Consider the following 26608-nt stretch of genomic DNA (forward strand, 5'->3'; position numbering starts at 1 on the left):
TCCGGGCAGGCCGAAGTCCAGGTCCAGGCCGGGGAAGGTGAAGCCGGGGAAGCCGGGCAGGGCGGGCAGGGTGAGGTTGGCGCCCAGGTTGAGTATTGCGTTGATGCCGCTGTTGAATGCAGCGTTCAAGGCTGGCAATCCGCCGCTCAGCGCGGCGGAAATGTTGCCGATCAACGCGCCGCCGGTTTGTGCAAGCGCAGCCAGCGACGGCAGCGCCCCGGTGAAGTTTGCGGTGAGGTTCGCGGAGATGTTGGCGCCCAGTGTTCCGCTCAAGAACGCCGCAAGCGCAGCGTTGGCCTCGCCGGTAAGTCCCGCGCCCAAGGCCGAGATAGACGCACCAGCGCCGCCCAGCCCCACGCCGAGGTTGGTGATGATCTGACCGGTTTGGGCAAGCCCCGCGCCGAAGCCAGAGGCAAGCGCCCCGCCAGTCTGCAGCGCCAGACCCGCGCCGAGGCTGGGCAGTGCTGCGAAGGCGCGGAAGGCGTTCGCGGCGTTGAGGCCGAGGGACCCGGATCCGCCGAGCGAGAGGCCGAAGCCACCCAACGATGCGTTGAGGGCACCGTTGAGCCCGGCGGCCAGATTGCCGAGACCGATCTCAATATTGGTGGCGAGCTGACCCAGATTGAACAGGGCCGACACGTTCAACGCTTCCGCGGCAGCGTAGGACGTCGCGCCACGGGTCAGTGCATTGACGAACTCCTGGTGATACGCCGCGGCTTGGGCGCTGGCGGCCTGGTAGTCGCTACCAAAGGTGCCGAACAGCCTCGCGATTGCAGCTGACACCTCATCTGCGGCCGCCGGCGCCACCTCAGCCGTCGCTCCCACTGCTGCAGAACTGACGTCGACCAATGTGGAACGAAGCCCGGCCAATTGCTCGGCAGCCGCTTCCACGAATTCAGGCACGATCAATACAGACATGTCCATCTCCCCAGATGACCCAAACAGACATAAACCATGAGCCTCAGACGCCCGAACGCCGCGAAGGCAACACGTGCGCAATAGATCCCCACGCCAGGATTGCGCTAAACCAAATATTTCTGAGAGTTTCCGGCCGGAATCTTAGGGTCTGCGATCACCCCAGCAGTCCTACCTTTGGGCCGAAATCAACTGCGCGAGAGAGCAACTGCTCCTGCGTAGCAGGGCTCCGATGGGGATCGGGTGAGGTCCTCACCGGCGTGTCGAGTTGACTTTAGCGCCAACCGACGAGGAGTCAATGGGCAAGGTGCTATCCCGCGGTGTACGGAATGAATTTGCAATCTAATGAATAACCATGCAACTATCGCCGGATGATCGACGGGATGAAGGTGGCCGTTGCCGGGGCGAGTGGCTATGCGGGTGGTGAGATCCTTCGTCTGCTCCTCGGGCATCCCGCACTGGCCGACGGTCGGCTTACCATTGGAGCAGTCACCGCGGCATCCAGCGCCGGCAGCACCCTCGGCGAACATCACCCGCACTTGGTCCCACTGGCACACCGGGTAGTCCAACCTACTGATCTCGACATCCTCCGTGGCCACGACGTGGTCTTTCTCGCTCTCCCCCACGGGCATTCGGCCGCCCTTGCCGAACAGCTCGGCCCCGAGACCCTCATCGTCGACTGCGGTGCGGACTTTCGGCTCACCGATGCCGCAGCCTGGGAACGCTTCTACGGCTCCGCGCACGCCGGGAGCTGGCCCTATGGGCTGCCCGAGTTGCCCGGCGCGCGAGAGCAGCTCAAAAATGCCCGACGCATTGCCGTGCCTGGCTGCTACCCGACGGCGGCACTGCTGGCCCTGCTGCCTGCAATCGCTGACGAACTCGTCGATCCAGCGGTCACCGTGGTGGCTGTCAGCGGGACCTCGGGCGCCGGTCGCGGCGCCAAGACCGAATTGCTCGGCGCAGAGGTGATCGGGTCGGCGCGGGCATACAGCATCGGTGGCGTCCACCGCCATACTCCCGAGATCGCCCAAGGATTAGGTGCAGTCGGCGCCGGTGACATCACCGTGTCATTCACTCCCGTGTTGATTCCGACGTCGCGCGGCATCCTGGCCACCTGCACGGCACGTACCCGAGCCTCCATCGACCAGTTCCGAACCGCTTACGAGAAGGCCTACGACGCCGAGCCCTTTGTTTACCTGTTGCCGGAGGGTCAATTGCCGCGCACCGGGTCTGTGATCGGTAGCAACGCCGCGCACATCGCGATAGCAGTGGATGAGCGGGCGCAGACATTCGTGGCAATCGCAGCCATCGACAATCTCGTCAAGGGCACCGGCGGCGGCGCGGTGCAGTCGATGAATCTGGCACTGGGATGGCCTGAAACCGAGGGGCTTTCGGTCGTCGGAGTCGCGCCGTGACTGAAACTGTCAACGCCACGCGACTGCTGCGGGCCCAAGGGGTCACCGCCCCGGCCGGCTTCCGCGCCGCCGGAATCGCCGCCGGCATCAAGGTGTCCGGTGCTCTGGATCTGGCATTGGTCTTCAATGAGGGGCCCGATCATGCGGCGGCCGGCGTCTTGACCCGCAACAAGGTCAAGGCCGCCCCTGTGCTGTGGACCCAGCAGGTGTTGACCACCGGTCGCCTGCGGGCAGTCATTCTCAATTCCGGTGGCGCTAACGCGTGCACCGGTGCGGGCGGTTTCCAGGACACCCACGCGACGGCCGAAGCGGTGGCTGCCGCATTGTCGGACTGGGGAACCGAGACCGGGGCCATCGAGGTCGCCGTGTGCTCCACCGGGTTGATCGGCGACCGGCTTCCGATGGACAAGGTCCTCGCCGGAGTTCGCGACATCGTTCACGACATGCACGGCGGACTGACCGGAGGCGACGATGCCGCACACGCCATCATGACCACCGACACGTTTCCGAAACAGGTTGCGCTGCACCACAAAGACAACTGGACGGTGGGCGGGATGGCCAAGGGCGCCGGGATGCTGGCACCGTCGCTGGCCACCATGCTCTGCGTGATCACCACCGACGCGGTGGCCCAGACCCCCGCGCTCGAACATGCATTGCGCCGCGCCACCGCCCGCACGTTCGACCGGCTCGACGTCGACGGCAGCTGTTCCACCAACGACACCGTCTTGCTGTTGGCCTCGGGCGCCAGCGAAATCATCCCCTCCCAAGCAGATCTCGATGAGGCGGTGCTGCAGGTCTGTGACGACCTGTGTGCCCAGTTGCAGGCCGACGCCGAGGGCGTCACCAAGCGGGTAAACGTGACGGTGAAAGGCGCCGCCTCAGAGCAGGACGCGCTGGTCGCGGCGCGGGTCATCGCCCGCGACAGTCTGGTGAAAACCGCTCTATTCGGATCCGACCCGAACTGGGGCCGAGTGCTCGCAGCCGTGGGGATGGCACCGGTCGCACTCGAGCCCGAGCTGATCACCGTGTCATTCAACGACTTTGTCGTCTATCGCGACGGGGCAGGGGCGCCGGGCGCCCGCGACGTCGATCTATCGGGTGCCGACATCAACATCGTGGTGGACCTTGCGCTCGGTGACGGTGCGGCCACCATCCGCACCACCGACCTTTCGCACGGGTATGTCGAAGAGAACTCGGCCTACAGCTCATGACCGACGGCACCGACATGTTATCCACCCAGGTCAAGGCGCAGGTATTGGCTGAGGCACTGCCGTGGCTCAAACAGCTGCACGGCAAGATCGTGGTCATCAAGTACGGCGGCCACGCGATGATCGACGAATCGCTGCGCCGGGCATTCGCCGCCGATATGGCGTTTCTGCGTAATTGCGGCGTGCACCCCGTGGTGGTCCACGGTGGCGGGCCGCAGATCACCGCTATGCTGCGGCGGCTGGGCATCGAAGGTGACTTCAAAGGCGGATTCCGCGTCACCACACCGGAAGTGCTCGACGTCGCCCGGATGGTGCTGTTCGGCCAAGTGGGCCGCGAGCTGGTCAACCTCATCAATGCGCACGGGCCGTACGCGGTCGGGATCACCGGCGAGGATGCGCAGTTGTTCACCGCGGTGCGGCGCAGCGTGACTGTCGACGGCATCGACACGGACATCGGCCTGGTCGGCGATGTCGAATTGGTGAATACCGCAGCAGTTTTGGATCTCATTGCGGCACGGCGCATTCCGGTGGTTTCCACGCTGGCACCGGATGCCGAAGGCGTGGTGCACAACATCAACGCCGACACTGCGGCCGCTGCACTGGCCGAAGCCCTGGGTGCCGAGAAGTTGTTGATGCTGACCGATGTCGAAGGTCTCTACACCAGCTGGCCGGACCGCACCTCGTTGGTCAGCGAAATCGACACGGCCACACTGTCTCAACTGCTCCCCAGACTGGAGGCGGGCATGATCCCCAAAGTCGAGGCATGCCTGCGGGCCGTCACCGGTGGAGTACCCAGCGCGCATGTCATCGACGGACGTGTTCAGCATTGTGTACTTGTGGAGTTGTTCACCAACGCCGGGACCGGCACCAAAGTGGTGTCGGCATGACGAAAACAAGGGCGCTTCAACAACGTTGGCAAGCAGTCATGATGAACAACTACGGCACGCCGTCGATGGCATTGGCCAGCGGCGACGGGGCCGTCGTCACCGATGTGGACGGTAAAACCTATATCGACCTACTGGGCGGGATCGCGGTCAATGTTCTCGGACATCGCCATCCCGCCATCATCGACGCTGTCACCCAACAGATGTCGACACTCGGCCACACCTCCAACCTGTACGCCACCGAGCCCGGGATCGCCCTGGCCGAGCAGCTGGTCGAACTGCTCGGCGCCGACGCTCCAGCGCGAGTATTCTTCTGCAACTCCGGAACCGAGGCCAACGAGGTGGCGTTCAAAGTCACCAGACTCACCGGCCGCACGAAAATCGTTGCCGCACAGGAAGCCTTCCACGGCCGGACGATGGGTTCCCTCGCCCTCACCGGACAACCTGCCAAGCAGGCACCGTTCGAGCCGTTGCCGGGCAACGTCACTCACATCCCGTACGGCGACGCTGAGGCCCTCACCGCTGCGGTCGACGACGACACGGCCGCGGTCTTTCTGGAGCCGATCATGGGTGAAAGCGGTGTCGTCGTCCCACCCGAGAGTTACCTGACGGCTGCCCGCGAGGTCACCGCACGCCACGGCGCGCTGCTGGTGCTCGACGAAGTGCAGACCGGAATGGGGCGCACCGGAACGTTTTACGCCCATCAGCACGACGGCATCACTCCTGACGTGGTGACCTTGGCCAAGGGCCTGGGCGGGGGTCTGCCGATCGGGGCGTGTATCGCGATCGGACCCGCCGCCGACTTGTTGACCCCCGGCCTGCACGGCAGCACTTTCGGCGGCAATCCGGTGTGCACCGCGGCGGCGCTGGCTGTGCTCCAGGTTCTCGAGGCCGACGATCTGGTGCGCAGCGCGGACGTCAAAGGCAAGGCACTGCGACACGGTATCGAATCGCTGGGCCACCCGCTGATCGAGCAGGTGCGGGGACGGGGACTGTTGCAGGGCATCGTGCTGAGGGCGCCGCACGCCAAAGCCGCCGAAGCGGCGGCCCGGGACGCCGGGTATCTGGTGAACGCGGCCGCTCCCAACGTTATTCGGCTGGCACCGCCGTTGGTCGTCAGCGAGGCTCAGCTCGAGGGCTTCGTCGCCGATCTCACCGGCATCCTCGACACGGCAGGAACACGCGATGCTTAGACACTTCCTGCGCGACGACGACCTCACGCCAGCGGAACAGGCCGAGATCCTGACCCTGGCAGCCGAACTCAAGAAGTCTCCGTTCAGCCGTCGTCCCCTCGAGGGGCCGCGCGGAATCGCGGTGATCTTCGACAAGAACTCCACCCGTACCCGGTTCTCGTTCGAGATGGGCATCACCCAGCTGGGCGGGCACGCCGTCGTCGTGGATGGGCGCAGCACCCAACTGGGCCGTGACGAGACCCTCGAGGACACCGCCAGGGTGTTGTCCCGCTTCGTCGATGGCATCGTGTGGCGGACGTTCGGCCAGGAACGCCTGACCGCCATGGCATCGGCCGCATCGGTGCCCGTCGTCAACGCGCTGTCCGACGAATTTCACCCCTGTCAGGTGCTGGCCGACCTTCAGACCGTCGCCGAGCGCAAGGGGACGTTGAACGGCCTGAAGATGACCTATCTGGGCGACGGCGGCAACAACATGGCTCACTCGCTGATGCTGGGCGGTGTGACCGCCGGCATGCACGTCACCGTTGCTGCGCCCGAGGGTTTTACCCCCGATCCCGAGGTGGTCGCCGCGGCCGAGCGGCGCGCCCAGCAGACTGGCGCGACAGTCACCGTCACCGCCGACCCGGAGGGCGCGTCCGGCGGCGCCGACGTCCTGGTGACCGACACCTGGACGTCGATGGGGCAGGAGGACGACGGACTGGACCGGGTCGAACCTTTCCGACCGTTCCAGGTCAACCAGCGCCTGCTGAGCATCGCTGACCCGGAAGCCATTGTGCTGCACTGTCTTCCGGCGCACCGCAGTGACGAGATTACCGACGAGGTGATCGACGGGCCGGCCAGCGCGGTGTGGGATGAGGCCGAGAACCGGTTGCACGCCCAGAAGGCGCTGCTGGTGTGGTTGCTGGAGCAGCGCTCATGACCACCGGCGGCACCAAGGCCGCACCCGAGGTCAGCGCCAACCGGGCCGGCCGGCAGGCCCGCATCGTGGCCATCCTGTCCACCCACGAGGTGCGTAGCCAAGGCGAACTGGCGGCCCTGCTGGCCGCCGAAGGTGTCGAGGCCACCCAGGCCACCTTGTCCCGTGACCTCGAGGAGCTGGGTGCAGTGAAGTTGCGCGGCGCGGACGGCGGCGTGGGCGTCTACGTCGTCCCCGAGGACGGCAGCCCGGTGCGCGGCGTCGCCGGCGGTACGTCGCGACTTTCGAGGTTGCTCGGCGAGTTGCTGGTGTCCACCGATGCCAGCGCCAACCTCGCGGTGCTGCGCACTCCACCCGGTGGGGCGCCGTACCTGGCCAGCGCGATCGATCGCGCGGCGTTACCGTACGTGGTCGGCACCATTGCCGGCGACGACACCGTGTTCGTGGCGGCCCGCGAGCCGATGACCGGCGCCGAGCTGGCGAACGCACTGGAAGACCTCAAATAAACTGCTGCAGACTCGCGACCCTAAAGGAGAACTGTTCATGTCAGAGCGCGTCATCCTGGCCTACTCCGGCGGCCTGGACACCTCGGTGGCCATCAGCTGGATCGGCAAGGAGACCGGCCGCGAGGTCGTTGCGGTGGCGATCGACCTCGGCCAGGGCGGCGAGGACATGGAAGTCGTGCGGCAGCGGGCACTGGACTGCGGAGCTGTCGAGGCCGTCGTCGTCGACGCCCGCGACGAATTCGCCGAAGGCTACTGCCTGCCGACGATCCTCAACAATGCGCTCTACATGGATCGTTACCCGCTGGTGTCGGCGATCAGCCGACCGCTGATCGTCAAACACCTGGTTGCCGCGGCACGTGAGTACGGCGGCAGCATCGTCTCGCACGGCTGCACCGGCAAAGGCAACGACCAGGTCCGGTTCGAAGTCGGATTCGCTTCGCTGGCACCAGATCTCGAGGTGCTGGCGCCGGTCCGCGACTACGCGTGGACGCGGGAGAAGGCCATCGCGTTCGCCGAGGAGAACGGTATCCCGATCAGCGTCACCAAGCGTTCACCGTTCTCCATCGACCAGAACGTGTGGGGCCGCGCGGTGGAAACCGGGTTCCTCGAGCACCTCTGGAACGCGCCCACCAAGGACGTCTACGACTACACCGAAGACCCCACTGTCAACTGGAACACCCCCGACGAGGTCATCGTCGGCTTCGAACAGGGCGTGCCGGTCTCGATCGACGGCACCCGGGTGAGCGTCCTGCAAGCTATCGAGGAGCTCAACCGCCGCGCCGGCGCCCAGGGTGTAGGGCGCCTCGACGTCGTCGAGGACCGGTTGGTGGGCATCAAGAGCCGCGAAATTTACGAGGCGCCCGGTGCGATGGTGCTGATCACCGCACATAGCGAACTCGAGCACGTCACCCTCGAGCGCGAGCTCGGCCGGTTCAAGCGCCAGACCGACCAGCGCTGGGCCGAGTTGGTCTATGACGGCCTGTGGTACTCGCCGTTGAAGATTGCGTTGGAGAGCTTCGTCGCCAAGACCCAGGAGCACGTCACCGGCGAGATCCGCCTGGTGCTGCACGGCGGTCACATCGCGGTCAACGGCCGGCGCAGTCCTGAATCGCTGTACGACTTCAACCTGGCCACCTACGACGAGGGCGACACCTTCGACCAGTCCATGTCCAAGGGCTTCGTCTATGTGCACGGGCTGTCGTCGAAGCTGTCCGCCCGCCGGGACCTACGGTGACGGCAGGCCGGCGAGCAGACACAGAATCGCACCGAACTGCGCGATTGAGTGCGATTCTGTGTCTGCTCGCGGGAGAAAAGTGAGCACCAATGAGGGGTCGCTGTGGGGCGGCCGGTTCGCCGGCGGACCCTCGGACGCGTTGGCCGCGCTGAGCAAGTCCACCCATTTCGACTGGGTGCTGGCCCCTTACGACATCATCGCGTCCCGCGCGCACACCGTGGTGCTGTACGCGGCCGGGCTATTGACCGAGGACCAGCGCGACGGCCTGCTGACCGGCCTGGACAGCCTGGCCGAAGACGTGGCCGACGGCAGTTTCGGGCCCCTGGTCACCGACGAGGACGTGCACGCCGCCCTGGAACGCGGCCTGATCGACCGGGTCGGAGCGGACCTCGGTGGCCGCTTGCGGGCCGGACGCTCCCGCAACGACCAGGTGGCCACCCTGTTCCGGATGTGGTTGCGCGACGCAGTGCGCCGGGTCGCCGACGGGGTGCTGGATGTGGTCGCCGCGCTGGCTGACCAGGCCGGCGCCCACCCGACGGCCATCATGCCGGGCAAGACCCATCTGCAGTCCGCGCAGCCGATCCTGCTGGCACACCATCTGCTTGCGCACGCCCAGCCGTTGCTGCGGGACGTGGACCGGATCCTCGACTTCGACAAGCGTGCGGCGATCTCGCCGTACGGATCAGGTGCGCTGGCCGGCTCGTCGCTGGGTCTGGATCCCGACGCGATCGCTGCGGACCTGGGCTTTTCCGCAGCCGCCGACAACTCGGTGGACGCCACCGCGGCCCGGGATTTCGCGGCGGAGGCCGCGTTCGTCTTCGCGATGATCGGCGTCGACCTGTCCCGCCTCGCCGAAGACATCATCATCTGGAGTTCGACCGAATTCGGTTACGTGAGACTGCACGACTCCTGGTCCACCGGCAGTTCGATCATGCCGCAGAAGAAGAACCCCGATATCGCCGAACTGGCCCGCGGCAAGTCCGGTCGAATGATCGGCAACCTGGCCGGCTTGCTGGCCACCCTGAAGGCCCAACCGCTGGCCTACAACCGTGACCTGCAGGAAGACAAGGAGCCGGTCTTCGACTCGGTCGCGCAGTTGGAGTTGCTGCTGCCCGCGATGGCGGGTCTGGTGGGCAGCCTGACGTTCGACGTCGAACGGATGGCGGCCTTGGCGCCGGCGGGTTACACGCTGGCCACCGATATCGCGGAATGGCTTGTGCGGCAAGGTGTTCCGTTTCGCTCCGCGCATGAGGCGGCGGGTGCGGCGGTACGCACGGCCGAACAGCGTGGCGTCGGGCTGCAGGACCTGACCGACGACGAACTGGCCGCGATCAGCCCCGAGTTGAGCCCGACCGTCCGTGACGTGCTGACCATCGAGGGTTCGGTGTCGTCCCGGGATGCGCGGGGCGGCACCGCCCCGGTTCAAGTGGCCGCGCAACTGGACGCCCTGCGGTCGGCCGCCGACCGGTTGCGCGAGCAGTTGCAGCGCTGAGCCGCGGCCTGCTCCTTTGCCGGTCAGATTGAGGCCGACTAAACTTTGACCTTTGAGCGATTCCGTTGACCGATCCTGGTGAACAAAGCGACCTTGATGTTCGTATCAAAGGGGTGGGACCAATGAGCGTCATCGCAGGTGTTTTCGGCGCGCTGCCCCCGCATCGCTACTCGCAGGACGAACTGACCGAGACCTTCGTCAACATCCCCGACTTCGCGGGATATGAAGATATCGTTCGGCAGCTGCACGCCAGCGCAAAGGTCAACAGCCGCCACCTGGTGTTGCCGCTGGAGAAATACCCTCACCTCAACGATTTCGGCGAGGCCAACGAGCTCTTTCTGGAGAAGGCCGTCGATCTGGGTGTCGAGGCCCTGGTGGGCGCCATCGAGGAAGCCGGGCTGGCGCCGGAGGATCTCGACGTGCTCATCACCACCACGGTGACCGGCCTGGCAGTACCGTCGCTGGACGCCCGGATCGCGGGGCGACTGGGGTTGCGCCCCGATGTGCGCCGGGTGCCGTTGTTCGGGCTGGGTTGTGTTGCCGGCGCGGCCGGCGTGGCCCGGCTGCACGACTATCTGCGGGGCGCTCCCGACGGCATCGCGGCGCTGGTGTCGGTCGAGTTGTGTTCGCTCACCTTCCCGGGATACAAGCCGTCGGTGGCGGGACTGGTGGGCAGTGCGCTGTTCGCCGACGGCGCTGCCGCGGTGGTGGCGGTCGGAGACCGTCGCGCCGAGCAGGTCGGGGCCAATGGTCCAGCCATCCTCGCTTCGCGCAGCCACCTCTACCCGGACTCGCTGCGAACCATGGGTTATGACGTCGGCTCCGCGGGTTTTGAACTGGTGCTGTCGAAGGATCTGGCCGCTGTCGTCGAGCAGTACGTCGGCCAGGATGTTTCTGCGTTCCTCGGCGAACACGGTCTACAGATCACCGACATCGGTGCCTGGGTGACCCACCCGGGTGGGCCCAAGATCATCAACGCGATCACCGAAACGCTCGGGTTGCCGTCGGAGGCACTGGAGCTGACTTGGCGGTCGCTGGGCGAGATCGGCAACCTTTCCTCGGCCTCGGTGCTGCATGTGCTGCGCGACACCATCGCCAAACCACCGCCCAGCGGCAGTCCGGGCCTGATGATCGCGATGGGTCCCGGGTTCTGTTCCGAACTGGTGCTCCTGCGCTGGCACTGAATTGGCGCCCAACCGGCCGGTTTTATGACCAGTACCCAAGACGAGCTCATCGAGGCCCTCCGCCGGTCCCTCAAGGAGAACGAGCGACTCAAGCGGGAGAACCGCGACTACCTGGCTCGGGCCACCGAACCAATTGCGTTGGTGGGCATGGGTTGTCGCTATCCCGGCGGGGTCGATTCAGCCGAGGCGCTGTGGCAGCTGGTGGCCGACGGGCGCGACGTGATCTCAGCGTTTCCGACCGACCGCGGCTGGGATACGACGGGATTGTTCGATTCCGATCCGGACGCTGCCGGCAAGTCCTACACCCGATCCGGCGGTTTCCTGGCCGACGTCGCGGGATTCGACGCCGAGTTCTTCGGGATCGCGCCCAGCGAGGTGCTCGCGATGGACCCGCAGCAGCGGTTGTTGCTGGAGGTGTGCTGGGAAGCGTTGGAGCGAGCGGAGATTGACCCGCTCTCGCTACGGGGTTCGTCGACCGGGGTGTTCGCCGGCGTGTTCCACGGTTCCTACGGTGGTCAGGGCCGGGTGCCCGCAGAGTTGGAGCGTTACGGGTTGCGTGGTTCGACCTTGAGCGTGGCCTCCGGCCGGGTCGCCTACGTGCTGGGGCTGGAAGGTCCGGCGGTGTCGGTGGATACTGCGTGCTCGTCGTCGTTGGTGGCGCTGCATCTGGCGGTGCAGTCGTTGCGCTCGGGGGAGTGTGACCTGGCGCTGGTCGGGGGGGTCACCGTGATGGCTACGCCCGCCATGTTCATCGAATTCAGTCGGCAGCGGGCGCTTTCGCCGGACGGTCGATGCAAGGCGTACGCCGGTGCTGCGGACGGGACGGCGTTCGCCGAGGGCGCCGGCGCCCTGGTCGTGGAGCGGCTCGCGGATGCGCGGCGGTTGGGACACCGGGTGTTGTCGGTGGTGCGGGGCTCGGCGGTCAACCAGGACGGCGCTTCCAACGGTCTGGCCACCCCGAACGGTCCCTCCCAGCAGCGGGTCATTCGGGCGGCATTGGCCAGCGCCCGCCTGTCCCCGGCTGACGTGGATGTTGTCGAAGGCCACGGGACCGGCACCACGCTCGGGGATCCCATTGAGGCACAGGCGATTCTGGCTGCTTACGGAAAGGGTCGTGCCGAGCCGCTGTGGCTGGGTTCTATCAAATCGAACATGGGCCACACGTCGGCGGCGGCCGGGGTGGCCGGCGTCATCAAGATGACGATGGCGATGCGGAACGGCGTGCTGCCCAAGACATTGCATGTGGATGTGCCGACGCCGCAGGTGGATTGGTCTGCGGGCGCGGTGTCACTGTTGACCGAGGCGCGGGCATGGCCCGAGTCCGGGCGGCCACGCCGGTCCGCGGTGTCGTCGTTCGGGATCAGCGGGACCAACGCCCACGTGATCCTGGAATCAGTTCCTGACACGAACCGAGACGTGGAAAGCTCTGTGCCATCTCGTGGTTCGGCTCCATGGCTGCTGTCGGCGCGCTCCGCTCAGGCCTTACGCAACCAGGCGGCACGATTGCTGGCCTGGGTGGGCGGCGACGACGATGTGAGTGCGCCCGACGTGGGTTGGTCGTTGGTCACCACGCGATCGCTGTTCGAGCACCGGGCGGTCGTGGTCGGTGCCGACCGTAGGCAGCTGATGGACGGGCTGGCCGGGTTGGCTGCCGGTGACCCCGGTTCCGGCGTGGTGGTCGGCCAGGCCCGCCCGGTGGGCAAGACGGTGTTCGTATTTCCCGGCCAGGGGTCGCAGTGGGCCGGCATGGGTGCCGAATTGCTCGACAGCTCGGCGGTTTTCGCCGCACAGCTACAGCGGTGTGAGCAGGCGCTGCGAAAGCATGTCGAGTGGTCCCTGCTCGACGTGATCCGGGCCGCGCCCGGGGCGCCCGGGTTGGATCGGGTGGATGTGGTGCAGCCCGCACTGTGGGCGGTGATGGTGTCGCTGGCCGAACTGTGGCGTTCGCTGGGGGTGAAACCCGACGCGGTGATCGGACATTCGCAGGGCGAGATCGCCGCGGCCTGTGTGGCGGGGGCGCTTTCGCTGCCGGATGCGGCGCTGGTGGTGGCGCTGCGCAGTCGTTTGCTGGTGCGGCTGGCCGGGTCCGGTGCCATGGCATCGGTCGCCGTCGGGCCGGCTGAAGCTGAGCGGCTGGTGGCTCGGTGGGCCGGGCGAATGAGTATTGCCGCGGTGAACGGAGTTTCGGCGGTGGTCGTGTCCGGCGAGGTGGCCTGCATCGAGGAACTGCTTCGCCAGTGCGATGCCGCCGGCATTCGGGCCCGGCGAATCGACGTCGACTACGCCTCGCACTCTGCCCAGGTCGAGGCGATCCGCGCCGATCTCACTGCGGGACTCAGATCAATCCAGCCCCGGTCCAGTCCGGTGGCTTTCTTCTCCACGGCGACCGGCGAACTTTCCGACACCGCCGGGTTGGACGCCGATTACTGGTATCGAAGTATCAGGCAGCCAGTGCAATTCGAGCGTGCCGTGAGCGCCGCAGCCGATGCCGGCTACCAGGTGTTCATCGAATGCAGCCCGCACCCGGCACTTCTCGGCGCCGTCGAGGACACGGTGCAGGCGCACCATCCGGTGGTGGTCCCGACGTTGGGTCGCGACGATGGTGGGCTGCTTCGGTTCTGGCTGTCGGCCGCCCAAGCCCACGTGTCGGGTGTGGCGGTGGATTGGCGGCAGGCGTTCGCGGGAGCCCGTCCGGTGGCATTGCCCACATATGGGTTTGCGCGACGACGGTTCTGGCTGGCTGAGTCCGCTACCCGGGATGTGCGTCGCGACGGTTTGCTCGGCGCCGGGCACGGGATGCTTGGTGCGGTGGTGGAAAGGCCCGATTCCGCCGGCGTGGCGCTGACCGGCCTGTTGTCGTTGACTGCACAACCGTGGTTGGCCGACCACGCGGTCAGCGGCTCGGCACTGTTTCCCGGCGCGGGTCTCGTCGAATTCGCCATCCGCGCCGGGGATCAGGTCGGGTGTCCGGTCGTCGAAGAGCTCACGCTGACGGCGCCGTTGTGGGTGCGCGGCGACACCCGGATCCAAGTGGTGCTCGGTCCGCCGGACCATTCGGGCCGCTGCTCGATCGCGATCTATTCGTCCGCCCAGTCGGATTCGGGGTGGACGTTGCACGCCGAGGGCATCCTGAGCGCCGGTGTGCCGGTGCCGCAAGCAGGCATGGCGGTGTGGCCGCCCGCGGCCGCGCAGCCGATTGATCTGGGTGACGCCTACCAGCGGTTGGCTGCCCGGGGATACGACTATGGTCCGGCGTTTCGCGGCTTGCGGGCGGTGTGGCGCTCCGGTGACGATCTCTACGCTGAAGTCGCGCTCGCCGACGATGCCGGGCTGACCGCGACGGGTTTCGGTATCCATCCGGCACTCCTGGATGCCACGCTGCATGCCCTCGGACTCATCGACGCGCACGCCGGCACGGTGGTGCCGTTCGTCTGGCAAGGGGTGGCGTTGCACGCCGCGGGGGCCACGGCGCTGCGGGTCCGGATCAGCCGCACCGAGACCGACTCGGTCTCGTTGGAGCTGGCCGATCAGGCCGGGCTTGCCGTCATGATCGTCGAAAATCTGGTCTTCCGCCCGCTGTCGGCACACCCGTCGCCGGCGACCGGTGATGCCGGGTTGTTCCAGGTCGAGTGGTCGCCGGTCGCCGCCGCTGGGTGCGATACGCCGGTGACGTTGTGGCAGCTGCCATCCGGAGCTGCTGGGCTGCCGGAGGCGGTGTATGCGGCCACGCACGCCGCACTGGCGGCGGTGCAGGCGTGGTTGGCCGGTGACCAACCCGGGGTGCTCGTCGTGCTCACCGACGGGGCGGTGGCGTTGGACGACGAGGACGTCTCGGATCTGACCGGCGCTGCGGTGTGGGGCTTGGTCCGTTCCGCGCAGGCCGAACATCCCGGCCGGCTGCTGCTGGTGGACTCGGACGGAACGGTCGATGTGCACAAGGTGATCGGTTGCGGCGAAACGCAATTGGTGATCCGCCGCGGAGCCGCCCACCGCGCGCGGCTGAGGCCGGCCGGTCCACCGTCGACTCTGGTGTTGCCGGAGGCCTCCTGGCGCCTGGTCACCGGTGCGGCGGGGACGATCGAGGATGTACGGGTTGCGCAGTGTGCGCCGGCACCGCTCGGTGCCGGGCAGGTGCGTGTCGCGGTGCATGCCGTAGGAGTGAACTTCCGGGATGTTCTGGTGGCCCTGGGCATGTATCCCGGCGGTGGCGAGCTGGGTGTGGAGGGTGCCGGAACAGTCACCGAGGTGGGTGCGGGAGTTTCCGATCTCGCTGTCGGTGAGGCGGTGACGGGCCTGTTTGGCGTGGTGGGTCCCGAAGCGGTGGTCGATCGTCGGCTGGTGACGCCGGTTCCGGACGGCTGGTCCATGGCGACCGCGGCCGGTGTTCCGGTGGTGTTTCTGACTGCGTGGTACGGATTGTCGGTGTTGGGCTCGGCTCAGGCCGGTGAGCGGGTGCTGGTGCACGCGGCCACCGGTGGGGTCGGTATGGCCGCGGTGCAGTTGGCGCGGTGGTGGGGGCTGGAGGTGTTCGCGACCGCCAGCCGCGGCAAGTGGGACACGTTGCGCGCGATGGGTTTTGACGACGATCATATCGGCGACTCCCGGACCCTGGAGTTCGAGACACATTTCCGGAAGGCCACCGCCGGTGCCGGCGTCGATCTGGTGCTCAACTCGCTGGCCGGGGAGTTCGTCGACGCCTCGTTGCGGCTGTTGAACGAGGGCGGGCGTTTCGTGGAGATGGGCAAAACTGATGTTCGCGATGCGCAGGCACTGGCCCACCGTGGGGTTCGCTACCGGGCGTTCGACTTGATCGAGGCGGGACCGGACCGCACCGCGCACATGTTGAGCGAACTGATGGTGCTGTTCGACGCCGGAGCCTTGACACCGTTGCCGGTCAAGGTCTTTGATGTGCGGTCGGCGCGGCAGGCGTACCGCTATGTGAGCCAGGCCCGGCACACCGGCAAGGTGGTGCTGACCATGACCAGCGCGACCGCCGACGCGGTAGCCAACGGCACCGTGCTGATCACCGGTGGTACCGGGATGGCCGGCGCCGCGCTGGCGCGGCATGTGGTGTCCCGCTACCGGGTGCCGCACGTGCTGCTCACGAGCCGTTCCGGACTGGAGGCGCACGGTGTTCCGGAGTTGGTGCGCCAGCTGCAGGACGCCGGCGCCCAGGTGTCGGTGGCGGCCGTTGACGTGGCGGACCGTGACAGTGTTGCCACCTTGCTGGGCGAGGTACCCGAGAAGTTTCCGCTCAAGGCCGTGATTCACGCCGCCGGAGTTCTCGACGACGGGTTGATCGCCGCGTTGACGCCGGACCGGCTGGACGCGGTACTGCGCGCCAAGGTCGACGGGGCATGGAACCTGCACGAACTGACCCGCGATCACGACCTGGCCGTCTTTGCGGTGTTCTCCTCGATGGCCGGTATCCTGGGCACCCCGGGGCAGGCCAATTACGCGGCGGCAAACAGCTTCCTGGACGGATTGATCGCACACCGGCGCGCGCAGGGACTGCCGGGTCTGTCCCTCGCGTGGGGGCTCTGGGAGCAGCCCAGCGCCATGACGCGACATCTGGGGGACCGCGACAGGACCCGGATGAGCCGGGCAGGTTTGGCCGCGCTGTCCACCGAGCAGGCGCTCGCGTTGTTTGACATGGCGGTCGCCAGGACTCTCGGTGCCGCCGGCACCCTGGTCGCCACCCGCCTGGATGCCGCCGCACTCGGCGACGAGGCTCCGGTGTTGCTGCGCGATCTGGCCCGCCGCCCCACCCGACGTGTCGTCGATGACACCGAAGTCAGCTCAGCGTCAACGGGTCTGGCTGCCCGTCTGCGTGGCCTCGACGCCGATCAGCGTCATCGCGAACTCGTCGATGTGGTCTGTAGCAACGCCGCCACCGTGTTGGGCCGTTCGAGTATCGCCGACATCAGCGCCCAGCGCGCATTCCAGGACCTGGGGTTCGACTCGCTCACCGCCGTGGAACTGCGCAATCGACTGAAAAAGGCTACCGGCCTTGCACTTTCGCCCACATTGATCTTCGACTATCCCAGCCCCAGTGCGCTGGCCGAGCACCTCGACCTGCGGTTGACGACCCCCGCCGAGCACGCTCAGCCGATGAGCCGCTTCAACGACATCACCCGGGAATTGGACGCCTTGGTCAATCGGGGGGACTGGACGCCGACCGAGAGGGCGCAGCTGTCACACCGACTGCACGCGATCCTGGCCGACCTGACCACCGATGACGACCTGGCCGCGGCCAGCGAGGACGAACTGTTCGCCATCCTGGACGAAGAGCTGGGCTCCTAGACGATGGACCCAGGGATGCAGGACACCTCCAAGCACGTGGACTACCTCAAGCGGCTCACCGCCGATCTGCGACGTACCCGGCGCCGGTTGTCCGAACTGGAGGGCAAGCTGTCCGAACCGGTCGCTGTGGTGGGCATGGCGTGCCGGTATCCGGGCGGCGTGGATTCGCCGGAAGCGTTGTGGGACATGCTGATCGCCGGGCGCGACGGCGTCTCGGACTTCCCCGGGGATCGGGGCTGGAATATCGACGACCGCTACGATCCGGATCCGGACAAGCCCGGCAAGACCTACACCCGCCGGGGCAGCTTCCTGCACGATGCCGGTGACTTCGACGCCGGTTTCTTCGGCATCGGACCCAACGAAGCGCTGGCCATGGACCCTCAGCAGCGACTGATGTTGGAGGTGTCCTGGGAAGCGTTGGAACGCAGCGGAATCGACCCGGCCACGTTGCGCGGCACGTCGACCGGAGTGTTCGCCGGGGTGATCCACGCCGGGTACGGCGGCGAGGTCAAGGGCGAGTTGGAAGGCTACGGCCTGACCGGTTCGACGTTGAGCGTGACATCGGGGCGGGTGGCGTACGTACTGGGCCTCGAGGGTCCCGCGGTCTCAGTGGACACGGCGTGTTCCTCGTCGCTGGTGGCGCTGCACCTGGCGGTGCAGTCGTTGCGCGCGGGGGAGTGTGATCTGGCGCTGGTGGGCGGGGTGACGGTGATGGCCACCCCGGCGGCATTCGTCGAGTTCAGCCGGCAGCGGGCGCTTGCCGCCGACGGCCGGTGCAAGGCCTACGCGGGTGCGGCGGACGGCACGTCGTGGTCCGAAGGTGCCGGGGTGCTCGTGGTCGAGCGGTTGGCCGACGCGCAGAAGTCGGGGCACCGGGTACTGGCGGTGGTGCGCGGCTCGGCGGTCAATCAGGACGGCGCCTCCAACGGGTTGACGGCGCCGAACGGTCCCGCGCAGCAACGCGTCATTCGCGCGGCGCTGGCCGGCGCCGGTCTGACGGCAGCCGAGGTGGACGTTGTCGAGGGGCACGGGACCGGCACCACGTTGGGTGATCCGATTGAGGCGCAGGCGATTCTGGCGGCCTACGGCCAGGACCGTAGCGAGCCGCTGTGGCTTGGTTCGATCAAGTCCAACATCGGTCACACCTCGGCTGCGGCGGGGGTGGCCGGGCTGATCAAAATGATGTTGGCCATTCAGCACCGGGTGATGCCCAAGACGTTGCACGTGGATGTGCCGACGCCGCATGTAGATTGGTCGGCGGGTGCGGTGTCGCTGCTCACCGACGCGCGGCCGTGGCCGGACCCGGGTCGCCCGCGGCGGGCCGGGGTCTCGTCGTTCGGTATCAGCGGTACCAACGCGCACGTGATTCTCGAAGAGGTGAACACACCCGAAAACGTTGCGGCACCGCCGTTCAGCGGGGTACTGCCGTGGGTGTTGTCGGCCCGCTCGGCAGCGGCACTGGCGAACCAGGCCCGCCGGTTGCTGGCGCATGTCAGTGCTGACCACAGTGCGCTGGATGTCGGTTGGTCGCTGGTCAGTACGCGATCGCTGTTCGAGCATCGTGCCGTGGTGGTGGGCGCGGACCGGGCTCAATTGCTGACCGGCCTGGAACGGGTTGCCGCGGCGGAGCCGGCACCGGGCGTGCTGATGGGCCGCGCGCACGCGGTGGGCCAGACGGCGTTCGTGTTTCCCGGTCAGGGCGCCCAATACCTGGGCATGGGACGCGGCCTCTATCAACGGTTCCCGTTGTACGCCAGAGTGTTCGACGACGTCGCCGCAGCGTTGGATGATCATGTGCGGGTGCCGCTGCGCCAGGTGGTCTGGGGTACCGATGAGGCGCTGCTGGAAAGCACCGAGTTTGCGCAGCCGGCCTTGTTCGCCGTCGAAGTGGCCCTGGCCGCCCTGCTGCAATCCTGGGGCGTCCTGCCCGACCTGGTGCTGGGTCATTCGGTGGGCGAGCTGGCTGCCGCGTACGTGGCGGGGGTGCTGTCGCTCGGGGACGCAGCGCGTCTGGTCGCGGTCCGTGGCCGATTGATGGCCGGCCTGCCCGCCGGCGGGGTGATGGTGGCAGTGACGGTCAGCGAGGCCGAAGCGGCGGAGCAACTCGGCGACGAGGTCAGCATCGCCGCCGTCAATGCCCCGGAATCGGTGGTGCTTTCGGGTGGGCAGGCGGCAGTCGGTGCGGCGGTGGGTCGATTGACGGGCCGCGCGCGCCCCTTGGCCGTGTCGCATGCATTCCACTCGGCACTGATGGAGCCGATGATTCCGGAGTTCTCGGCATCGCTGGCCGACGTGGCCGCCGGTGAGCCGCGAATCAGGCTGATATCCAACGTGACCGGCCGGCTCGCCGCTACCGGATACGGCACGGCGGCCTATTGGGCCGAGCACGTGCGCAAACCCGTCCGGTTCGCCGACAGCGTGCGGCTGGCGCAGACGCTGGGCGCCGGGGTGTTTGTCGAGGTCGGTCCCAGCGGAGGATTGGCCGGACTGGTCGAACAGTGCCTCGACAATCCGGCCTTATCGGCTGTGACGCTGGCCAAGAACCGGCCGGAGATCGACTCGTTGTTCACCGCACTGGGACAACTGTTCACCGCGGGTGCCGGCGTGGATTGGCGGGAAACGTTCACCGGTCTAGGGGCGCGCAGCACGCCGTTGCCTACCTACGGCTTTGACCGACGCCACTTTTGGTTGACCGACCTGGGAACCGGGCCCGCCCAGTTGGGTGCCGCCGGGCTGGACGGACTGGGTCATCCGCTGCTGGGCGCGGCGGTGGCGCGACCGGATGTCGGCGGGGTGGTGCTGACGGGTTGGCTGTCACCAGCTGTGCAGGGGTGGCTGGCCGACCATGTCGTCAGTGGCGTGCCGCTGTTCCCGGGCGCCGGCTTCGTGGAACTTGTCCTGCGGGCCGGAGAGCAGGCCGGCGCCCCGGTGGTGGAGGAGTTGACGCTGCTGTCGCCGTTGGGGTTGCCGGCCACCGGCGGGGTGCGGATCCAAGTGGTGGTCGGACCCGCCGACGATGTGCGGCGGTCGAGCGTATGGGTGTATTCCGCTGCGCCCGAATCTGATTCGTGGATCCTGCATGCCGAGGGGGTGCTGGGCCCGGGTGGTATCCGCGGGGGTGCTGACCTGTCGGCGTGGCCGCCGGTCGGTGCCGCGGCGGTGGACGTGTCCGGGGTGTACGAGCAGTTGGCCGTGCGCGGCTACGCCTACGGCCCGGCGTTCCAGGGTCTGCGCCGGGTATGGCGGCGCGGACGCGAGATCTTCGCCGAGGTCGTCGCCCCCAGAGGCCTGAGTGTGGGCGGTTTCGGACTCCACCCGGCCCTGCTGGACGCCGCGCTGCAGGCCTGGGGAGTGGTCGAGGGCGGCGAGCGGTTGGCGTTGCCGTTCTCCTGGCAGAACGTGTCGCTGCACGCCGCGGGTGCGTCGAGGTTGCGGGTCCGCGTCGCGCCGACCGGGGCCGGGTCGGTGTCGGTGGAACTGGCCGACTCCGGGGGGTTGCCGGTGTTGTCGGTGCGGGAGTTGGTGGTCCGCCCGGTGTCTGCCGACGCGTTGTCCGCGGCGATCTCGTCGGGTCTGGCTCCGGGCACCGGCCTGCTGGACCTCAGGTGGTCACCCGTGCAGAGCGACGCCGTCGAGTTCCGCGGCGATGTGATGGTGTGGCAGTCCGAGCCCGGCGCGGTGTCGGGGGCCACGCATCGGGCGCTGGAAGCGGTGCAGGCGCACTTGCGCGCGGGATCCGGTCTTCTCGTCGTGTCGACCCGCGGTGCGGTGGGGTTGCCGAATGAGGCCGTGACCGACCTGGCGGGTGCGGCGGTATGGGGCCTGGTGCGTGCTGCGCAGGCCGAGCATCCGGGCCGCGTGGTGTTGGTGGATTCCGATGACTCGATACCCGTGCAAGACGTGGTGCGGTACGGGGAGCCGCAACTGGTGGTGCGGTCGGGCGTGGTGTACGGCGCGCGGCTGGCCCGGGTCGAGTCGTCGGGCAACGTGCAGTTGCCGGATGGGTTGTGGCGGTTGAGTGTTGGTGACGGCGGCACGCTGGATGACGTTGTCGCGCGCCGCAGCGCGCCGCTGGAGCTGGGTCCCGGTCAGGTGCGTGTCGCGGTGGGTGCGGTGGGGGTGAACTTCCGGGATGTGTTGGTGGCGTTGGGCATGTATCCGGGCGGCGGGCAGCTGGGTGCCGAAGGCGCCGGGGTCGTCGTCGAGGTTGGGCCTGGGGTGACCGACGTATCCGAAGGCGACGCGGTGCTGGGTCTGCTGGGCGTGGTGGCGCCCGAAGCGGTGGTTGACCGGCGCTTGGTGGCAGCCGTTCCGGCCGGCTGGTCGTTGGACACGGCCGCCGGTGTACCGGTGGTGTTCCTGACCGCGCTGTACGGCTTGTCGGTGCTTGCCGGACTCAAAGCCGGCGAACGGGTCCTGGTGCACGCCGCCACCGGTGGGGTGGGGATGGCAGCGGTGCAGTTGGCCCGGCACTGGGGTTGTGAGGTGTTCGCCACCGCCAGCCAGGGCAAGTGGGAGACGTTGCGGGCCATGGGGTTCGACAACGACCACATCGGCGATTCCCGCAGCCTGGAGTTCGAGACACAATTCCTGAAAGCCACCGACGGCGCCGGGGTCGACGTGGTGCTCAACTCCCTGGCCGGTGACTTCACCGACGCCTCGTTGCGGTTGCTGGCCCCGGGCGGGCGGTTCATCGAGATGGGTAAGACCGACCTGCGCTCCCCGGAAGCAGTCGCCGAACACTACGGGGCGGTCAGCTACCGGTCGTTCGACCTGATGGAGGCCGGTCCGGATCGCATCGCGGAAATGCTGGCCGAGGTGTTGGCAATGCTGCAGGCGGGAGCGGTGAAACCGCTGCCCGTGAGAGCTTTCGACGTTCGCTGTGCTCGGCAGGCGTACCGATTCGTCAGTCAGGCCCGCCATATCGGCAAGGTGGTGCTGACCATTCCGTCCAGACCCGACGGACCGGCCGGAGCGCAGTCGCCCCTGGCGGGGGGCACCGTGCTCATCACCGGCGGCACCGGGATGGCCGGCGCAGCGGTGGCTCGTCATCTGGTCGACCGGTACGGCGTCGCCAACCTGGTGTTGGTGAGTCGCTCCGGCGCGGCGGCCGACGGTGTCAGTGATCTGGTCAGCGAACTTCAGGGGGCCGGCACGCGGGTGGCGGCCGCCGAGTGCGATGTGACCGACCGGGCCGCACTGGCCGGTCTGCTGGCGCGGATTCCCGCCGAGTTTCCACTCAAAGGGGTCTTCCATGCCGCCGGCGTGCTCGACGACACCGTGATCACGTCACTGAGTGCGGACCGGCTGGACGCGGTGTCGCGGGTCAAGGTAGACGGCGCATGGAATCTGCACGAGCTGACCCGCGACGCGAACATTGCTGCGTTCGTGATGTTTTCATCGCTGGCGGGAATCGCGGGCAGTCCGGGTCAGGGCAACTATGCAGCCGCGAACGCTTACCTGGACGCGCTGGCCGGTTACCGGCGCCACCAGGGTCTGCCCGGCCTGTCCATCGCGTGGGGGCTCTGGGAACAGGCCAGCGCGATGACCCGGCACCTCGGTGATCGAGACCTGGCCCGGATGCGGCAGGCTGGATTGTCGCCGCTGCCCACCGAACAGGCGCTGGCGCTGCTGGATGCGGCGCTGCTCACCGATCGGGCACTGGTGATCGCTGCCCGGGTGGACACCGCCGCACTGGTAGGTGCGGCCGAACTGCCGCCTCTCTGGCAGGATTTGGTCACCCGCCGTGCCCGGCGCGTTGTCGATGCGGCCGATACCGCCGCAGCCGCAACGGGTTTGCTCGCCCGCCTCCACGACCTGGCACCAGAGCAACGGCAGCGCGAGCTCACCGATTTCATATCGAGCAATGCCGCAACGGTGTTGGGTCATTCCAGCACAGTTGACATCGATGCCCACAAGGCGTTCCAGGAACTCGGCTTCGACTCCCTGACCGCCGTCGAATTGCGCAACCGCCTCAAAACCGCCACCGGGTTGACGCTGTCGCCCACCCTGATCTTCGACTACCCGACGCCGGCCGCGCTGGCTGAACATCTCGCCGGTGAATTGGTTGGCAGCGCGCCACTTGTCGCAGCGAAGCCCGACCTGATGGGCCGTTTCGACGACGTCACCCGCGAACTCGATGCCCTGATCCACCGGCCCGAGTGGACTGAGGCGGAAAAGACCCACGTCACCAGCCGGTTGCATGCGATGATCGCTGAGCTGACCGCAGCACCGGCAGCCGAGCCGAAGCCCGGCCGGGACAACGACATCGCCAGGGACGGCGAGTTGTTCGCCATCCTCGACGATGACTTCGGCCTCTGATGGCGCCAACCGCGATCGCCGTCATCGGGCTGGCATGCCGATTCCCCGCCGCGGCCGGGCCGAGTGAATTCTGGCGGTTGGTCAGTACCGGGCAGGAGGTGTGCCGCCCGCTCGATGCCGTGGCCGATTTCGACGCGGCATTTTTCAACATTTCGCCCCGCGAAGCGGCTGCAATGGATCCGCGCCAGCGACTGGCCCTGGAACTGAGCTGGGAACTGTTCGAGGATGCGTTCCTGGTGCCAGAACACCTGCGGGGCGACCCGATCGCGGTTTATCTCGGCGCGATGAACGACGACTACGCATTGCTGACGCTGCGCGCCGACGCTGTCGACCACCACACGTTCGCCGGCATCAGCCGGGGGATGATCGCCAACCGGCTCTCGTACTTCTACGGGTGGTGCGGCCCCAGCCTGACGGTCGACTGCGGTCAGTCGTCGTCGTTGGTGGCGGTGCATCTGGCTTGTGAAAATCTACGTGCCGGCGCGGTCCCGATGGCGGTCGCCGGCGGCGTCCATCTGAACACGGCAGGCGAAATCGCAAGACTGGAAACCGAATTCGGTGCTATCTCGCCATCCGGCCACACCTACGCATTCGACGAACGGGCGGACGGTTACGTGCGTGGCGAAGGTGGTGCACTGGTGTTGCTGAAGCCGTTGCCGGCCGCGCTCGCAGACGGAAACCGCATCCACGCGATCATAGCGGGGAGCGCGGTCGGTAACGCGGGCCGCGACACCTCCGGACTGACCGTGCCTTCGGCCGCTGCACAAGCCGAGGTGATGCGTCGCGCCCTGGCCGGCGCGGGCCTGCGGCCCGACCATCTCGACTACGTCGAAGCCCACGGCACCGGCACCGCGGTCGGGGATCCCGTGGAGGCTCGAGCCCTTGGTGAGGTGTTCGGTGCGCGCCGGAACCATCCGCTGCCCATCGGCTCGGTCAAGACCAACATCGGCCACACCGGTGCGGCGGCCGGCGTAGCAGGTCTGGTCAAGACGATCCTTGCAGTCGAAAAGGCTTGTCTCCCAGCAAGTCTCAACTTCAAGAGCGCCGGCACCGATCTGCACCGGCTGGGTCTTCAGGTCAATACCGCGCTGACCCCCTGGCCGCAGGGTGAGTGCCGGCGGGCCGGCGTGTCATCCTTCGGAATGGGCGGCACCAACGCGCACGTCATTGTCGAGCAGGCCCCCACCGTGCCGGACCCCGCTGCCCAGCGGGGCGGGCGGGTGACCGTTCCCTGGGTGCTGTCTGCGCGGTCGGCGCAGTCATTGGCAGGTCAGGCCGCCCGATTGGGCGGACTTGCCGACGCGGCCGACATCGTCGACGTGGGTTGGTCGTTGGTGGCGACGCGATCGGTGTTCGAACATCGGGCAGTGCTGGTGGGCGATGACCGTGCCCAGTTGGCGGCCGGGCTGGCGGGTTTGGTCGCCGGCGGGCCGGGCGGCGGCGCGGTGACCGGCCACGCGCGTTCACTGGGCGGCGTCGTATTCGTGTTTCCGGGGCAGGGAGCGCAGTACCCGGGCATGGGCCGCGAACTGTACCAACGATTTCCGGCGTTTGCCGCGGCCTTCGACCGTGCCGTCGACGCATTGGAACCGCACTTGAGTTTGCCGCTGCGGCAGGTGCTTTGGGGTGACGATGCGCATCTAACGGACGGTACCGAGTTTGCTCAGCCGGGACTGTTCGCGGTTCAGCTGGCGCTGACCGCGCTCCTGCGCAGTTGGGGCATCACAGCCGATGCCGTGCTGGGCCACTCGGTGGGGGAACTCGCCGCGGCCTGCGAGGCCGGGGTGCTGTCGTTGCCGGATGCGGCGCGGGTGGTGGCGGCCCGGGGCCGGTTGATGGCGGGGCTTCCGACCGGAGGGGTGATGGTCGCGGTTGCCGCCGGCGAGGGGGAGGTGCTGCCCTTGTTGGGCGCGCAGGTCAGCCTGGCGGCGGTGAACGCACCGGATTCGGTGGTGCTGTCCGGGTCCGAGGCCGCCGTGGGTGCGGCGGTGGAGCGGTTGACCGGTGCAGGGCGACGGGTGCGCCGCTTGGCGGTGTCGCATGCGTTCCATTCGGCCCTGATGGAACCGATGATCGAGGACTTCGCGCAGGTGCTCACCGGCCTGTCGGCGCATCCGCCGCGAATTCAGTTGGTGTCGAACGTAACCGGTCAGTTGGCTGACACCGGATACGGGTCGGCGTCGTATTGGGTCGAGCACGTACGTAAACCGGTGCGGTTCGCCGACGGGATGCAGACGGCGGTGGCTCTGGGTGCCGAGGTGTTCATCGAGGTCGGTCCGGGCGCCGGTTTGGCCGCGGACCACGACGTTTCGGCAGCGACGTTGATCCGGGGCCATTCCGAGGTGCTCACGTTGCTCACCGGGGTGGGCCGGCTGTTCGCCGCAGGGTTGCCGGTGGACTGGGTTCGTGTCTTCGACGGGCTCGGCGCGCGGCCGGTGGACCTACCCACCTACGCGTTCGCGCGGCAACGGCACTGGCTCGGTGGCAACGTAGCGCTCGACGTGGCCGCGCCGGTCGCCGCACAGTTGTCGACCGAGGATCCCGCCGAGCAGCGTCGCCTCCTGGTCGACGTGGTGTGCCTGCACGCCGCCGTCGTGCTGGGTCTGCACGACCGGCACGCCATCGATCCGCAACGCGCTTTCCAGGACCTGGGGTTCACCTCGATGAGCGGTGTCGAACTGCGCAATCGCCTCAAAACAGAGGCCAGCTTGGCGGGATTGCCGCTATCGCGGACCCTCATTTTCGACTATCCGTCCCCAGTTGCCCTTGCTGACCACCTCCTGCATGAACTCGGAAACCAGGAGAAACAATCCGATGACGAAAAGATCTGGTCGCTGCTACGAAATATTCCAATCTCGGAATTACGTCGAACCGGGTTGCTTGACAAACTCCTACTTCTCTCCGGTAATCCTCAAATAACCAGTTCAGACCTGATAGCTGCCGAAAAAGACATCGACTCGTTGAGTCCGGACGCATTAATCGAGATGACCCGGTCCATTTCTGACGCAGGTCATTGATAATCCCGGTGAGACAATGC

13 protein-coding genes are annotated in these 26608 nt (G+C 67.4%); 12 read left to right on the top strand and 1 reads right to left on the bottom strand.

Annotated features, from left to right (window positions below; translation table 11 throughout):
• The coding region (locus tag ACZYZ9_RS05850; RefSeq protein ID WP_463825462.1) for a PE family protein at nucleotides 1–903 on the bottom strand (903 nt) is incomplete at its 3' end.
• A gap of 383 nt (nucleotides 904–1286) precedes the next feature.
• Here ACZYZ9_RS05850 and argC point away from each other — a divergent pair.
• The 12 genes from argC to ACZYZ9_RS05910 all read left to right on the top strand — a co-directional run bounded on the left by argC (nucleotide 1287) and on the right by ACZYZ9_RS05910 (nucleotide 26588).
• Nucleotides 1287–2330 (top strand): N-acetyl-gamma-glutamyl-phosphate reductase, encoded by a 1044-nt coding sequence (argC, locus tag ACZYZ9_RS05855; protein ID WP_463825260.1) that lies wholly within the window; start codon nucleotides 1287–1289, stop codon nucleotides 2328–2330.
• Nucleotides 2327–3541: a bifunctional glutamate N-acetyltransferase/amino-acid acetyltransferase ArgJ gene (gene argJ / locus ACZYZ9_RS05860; RefSeq protein ID WP_463825261.1), complete on the top strand. Its 1215-nt coding sequence runs from the start codon at nucleotides 2327–2329 to the stop codon at nucleotides 3539–3541. Before argC ends, argJ begins: the two co-directional genes overlap by 4 nt.
• Nucleotides 3538–4425 carry an acetylglutamate kinase gene (gene argB / locus ACZYZ9_RS05865; protein ID WP_463825262.1) on the top strand — a complete coding sequence of 296 codons (888 nt, stop codon included), beginning with the start codon at nucleotides 3538–3540 and terminating at the stop codon, nucleotides 4423–4425. Before argJ ends, argB begins: the two co-directional genes overlap by 4 nt.
• Nucleotides 4422–5615 (top strand): acetylornithine transaminase, encoded by a 1194-nt coding sequence (locus ACZYZ9_RS05870; protein WP_463825263.1) that lies wholly within the window; start codon nucleotides 4422–4424, stop codon nucleotides 5613–5615. Before argB ends, ACZYZ9_RS05870 begins: the two co-directional genes overlap by 4 nt.
• The gene (gene argF / locus ACZYZ9_RS05875) at nucleotides 5608–6534 is read left to right on the top strand and encodes an ornithine carbamoyltransferase (protein ID WP_463825264.1); all 927 of its coding nucleotides are present in this window, start codon (nucleotides 5608–5610) and stop codon (nucleotides 6532–6534) included. The genes ACZYZ9_RS05870 and argF overlap by 8 nt, the downstream gene beginning before the upstream one ends.
• Complete coding sequence (locus ACZYZ9_RS05880) at nucleotides 6531–7037, top strand: arginine repressor (RefSeq protein WP_463825265.1); 507 nt, start codon at nucleotides 6531–6533, stop codon at nucleotides 7035–7037. The genes argF and ACZYZ9_RS05880 overlap by 4 nt, the downstream gene beginning before the upstream one ends.
• A 37-nt stretch (nucleotides 7038–7074) precedes the next feature.
• Nucleotides 7075–8271 carry an argininosuccinate synthase gene (locus ACZYZ9_RS05885; protein WP_463825266.1) on the top strand — a complete coding sequence of 399 codons (1197 nt, stop codon included), beginning with the start codon at nucleotides 7075–7077 and terminating at the stop codon, nucleotides 8269–8271.
• Between the two features lie 79 nt (nucleotides 8272–8350).
• Entirely contained in the window at nucleotides 8351–9763 is a 1413-nt protein-coding gene (gene argH, locus ACZYZ9_RS05890) for an argininosuccinate lyase (protein ID WP_463825267.1), read from the top strand.
• Nucleotides 9764–9885: 122 nt separating this feature from the next.
• Nucleotides 9886–10947 (top strand): type III polyketide synthase, encoded by a 1062-nt coding sequence (locus ACZYZ9_RS05895; protein WP_463825268.1) that lies wholly within the window; start codon nucleotides 9886–9888, stop codon nucleotides 10945–10947.
• Nucleotides 10948–10971: 24 nt separating this feature from the next.
• On the top strand, nucleotides 10972–17250 hold the full coding sequence (locus tag ACZYZ9_RS05900; RefSeq protein WP_463825269.1) for an SDR family NAD(P)-dependent oxidoreductase: 6279 nt from the start codon (nucleotides 10972–10974) through the stop codon (nucleotides 17248–17250).
• Nucleotides 17251–17265: 15 nt separating this feature from the next.
• Nucleotides 17266–23571: an SDR family NAD(P)-dependent oxidoreductase gene (locus tag ACZYZ9_RS05905; protein WP_463825270.1), complete on the top strand. Its 6306-nt coding sequence runs from the start codon at nucleotides 17266–17268 to the stop codon at nucleotides 23569–23571.
• Nucleotides 23571–26588 (top strand): type I polyketide synthase, encoded by a 3018-nt coding sequence (locus ACZYZ9_RS05910; RefSeq protein ID WP_463825271.1) that lies wholly within the window; start codon nucleotides 23571–23573, stop codon nucleotides 26586–26588. Before ACZYZ9_RS05905 ends, ACZYZ9_RS05910 begins: the two co-directional genes overlap by 1 nt.
• Nucleotides 26589–26608 lie beyond the last annotated feature (20 nt).

The organism is Mycobacterium sp. IDUB_28 (genome assembly GCF_055419285.1).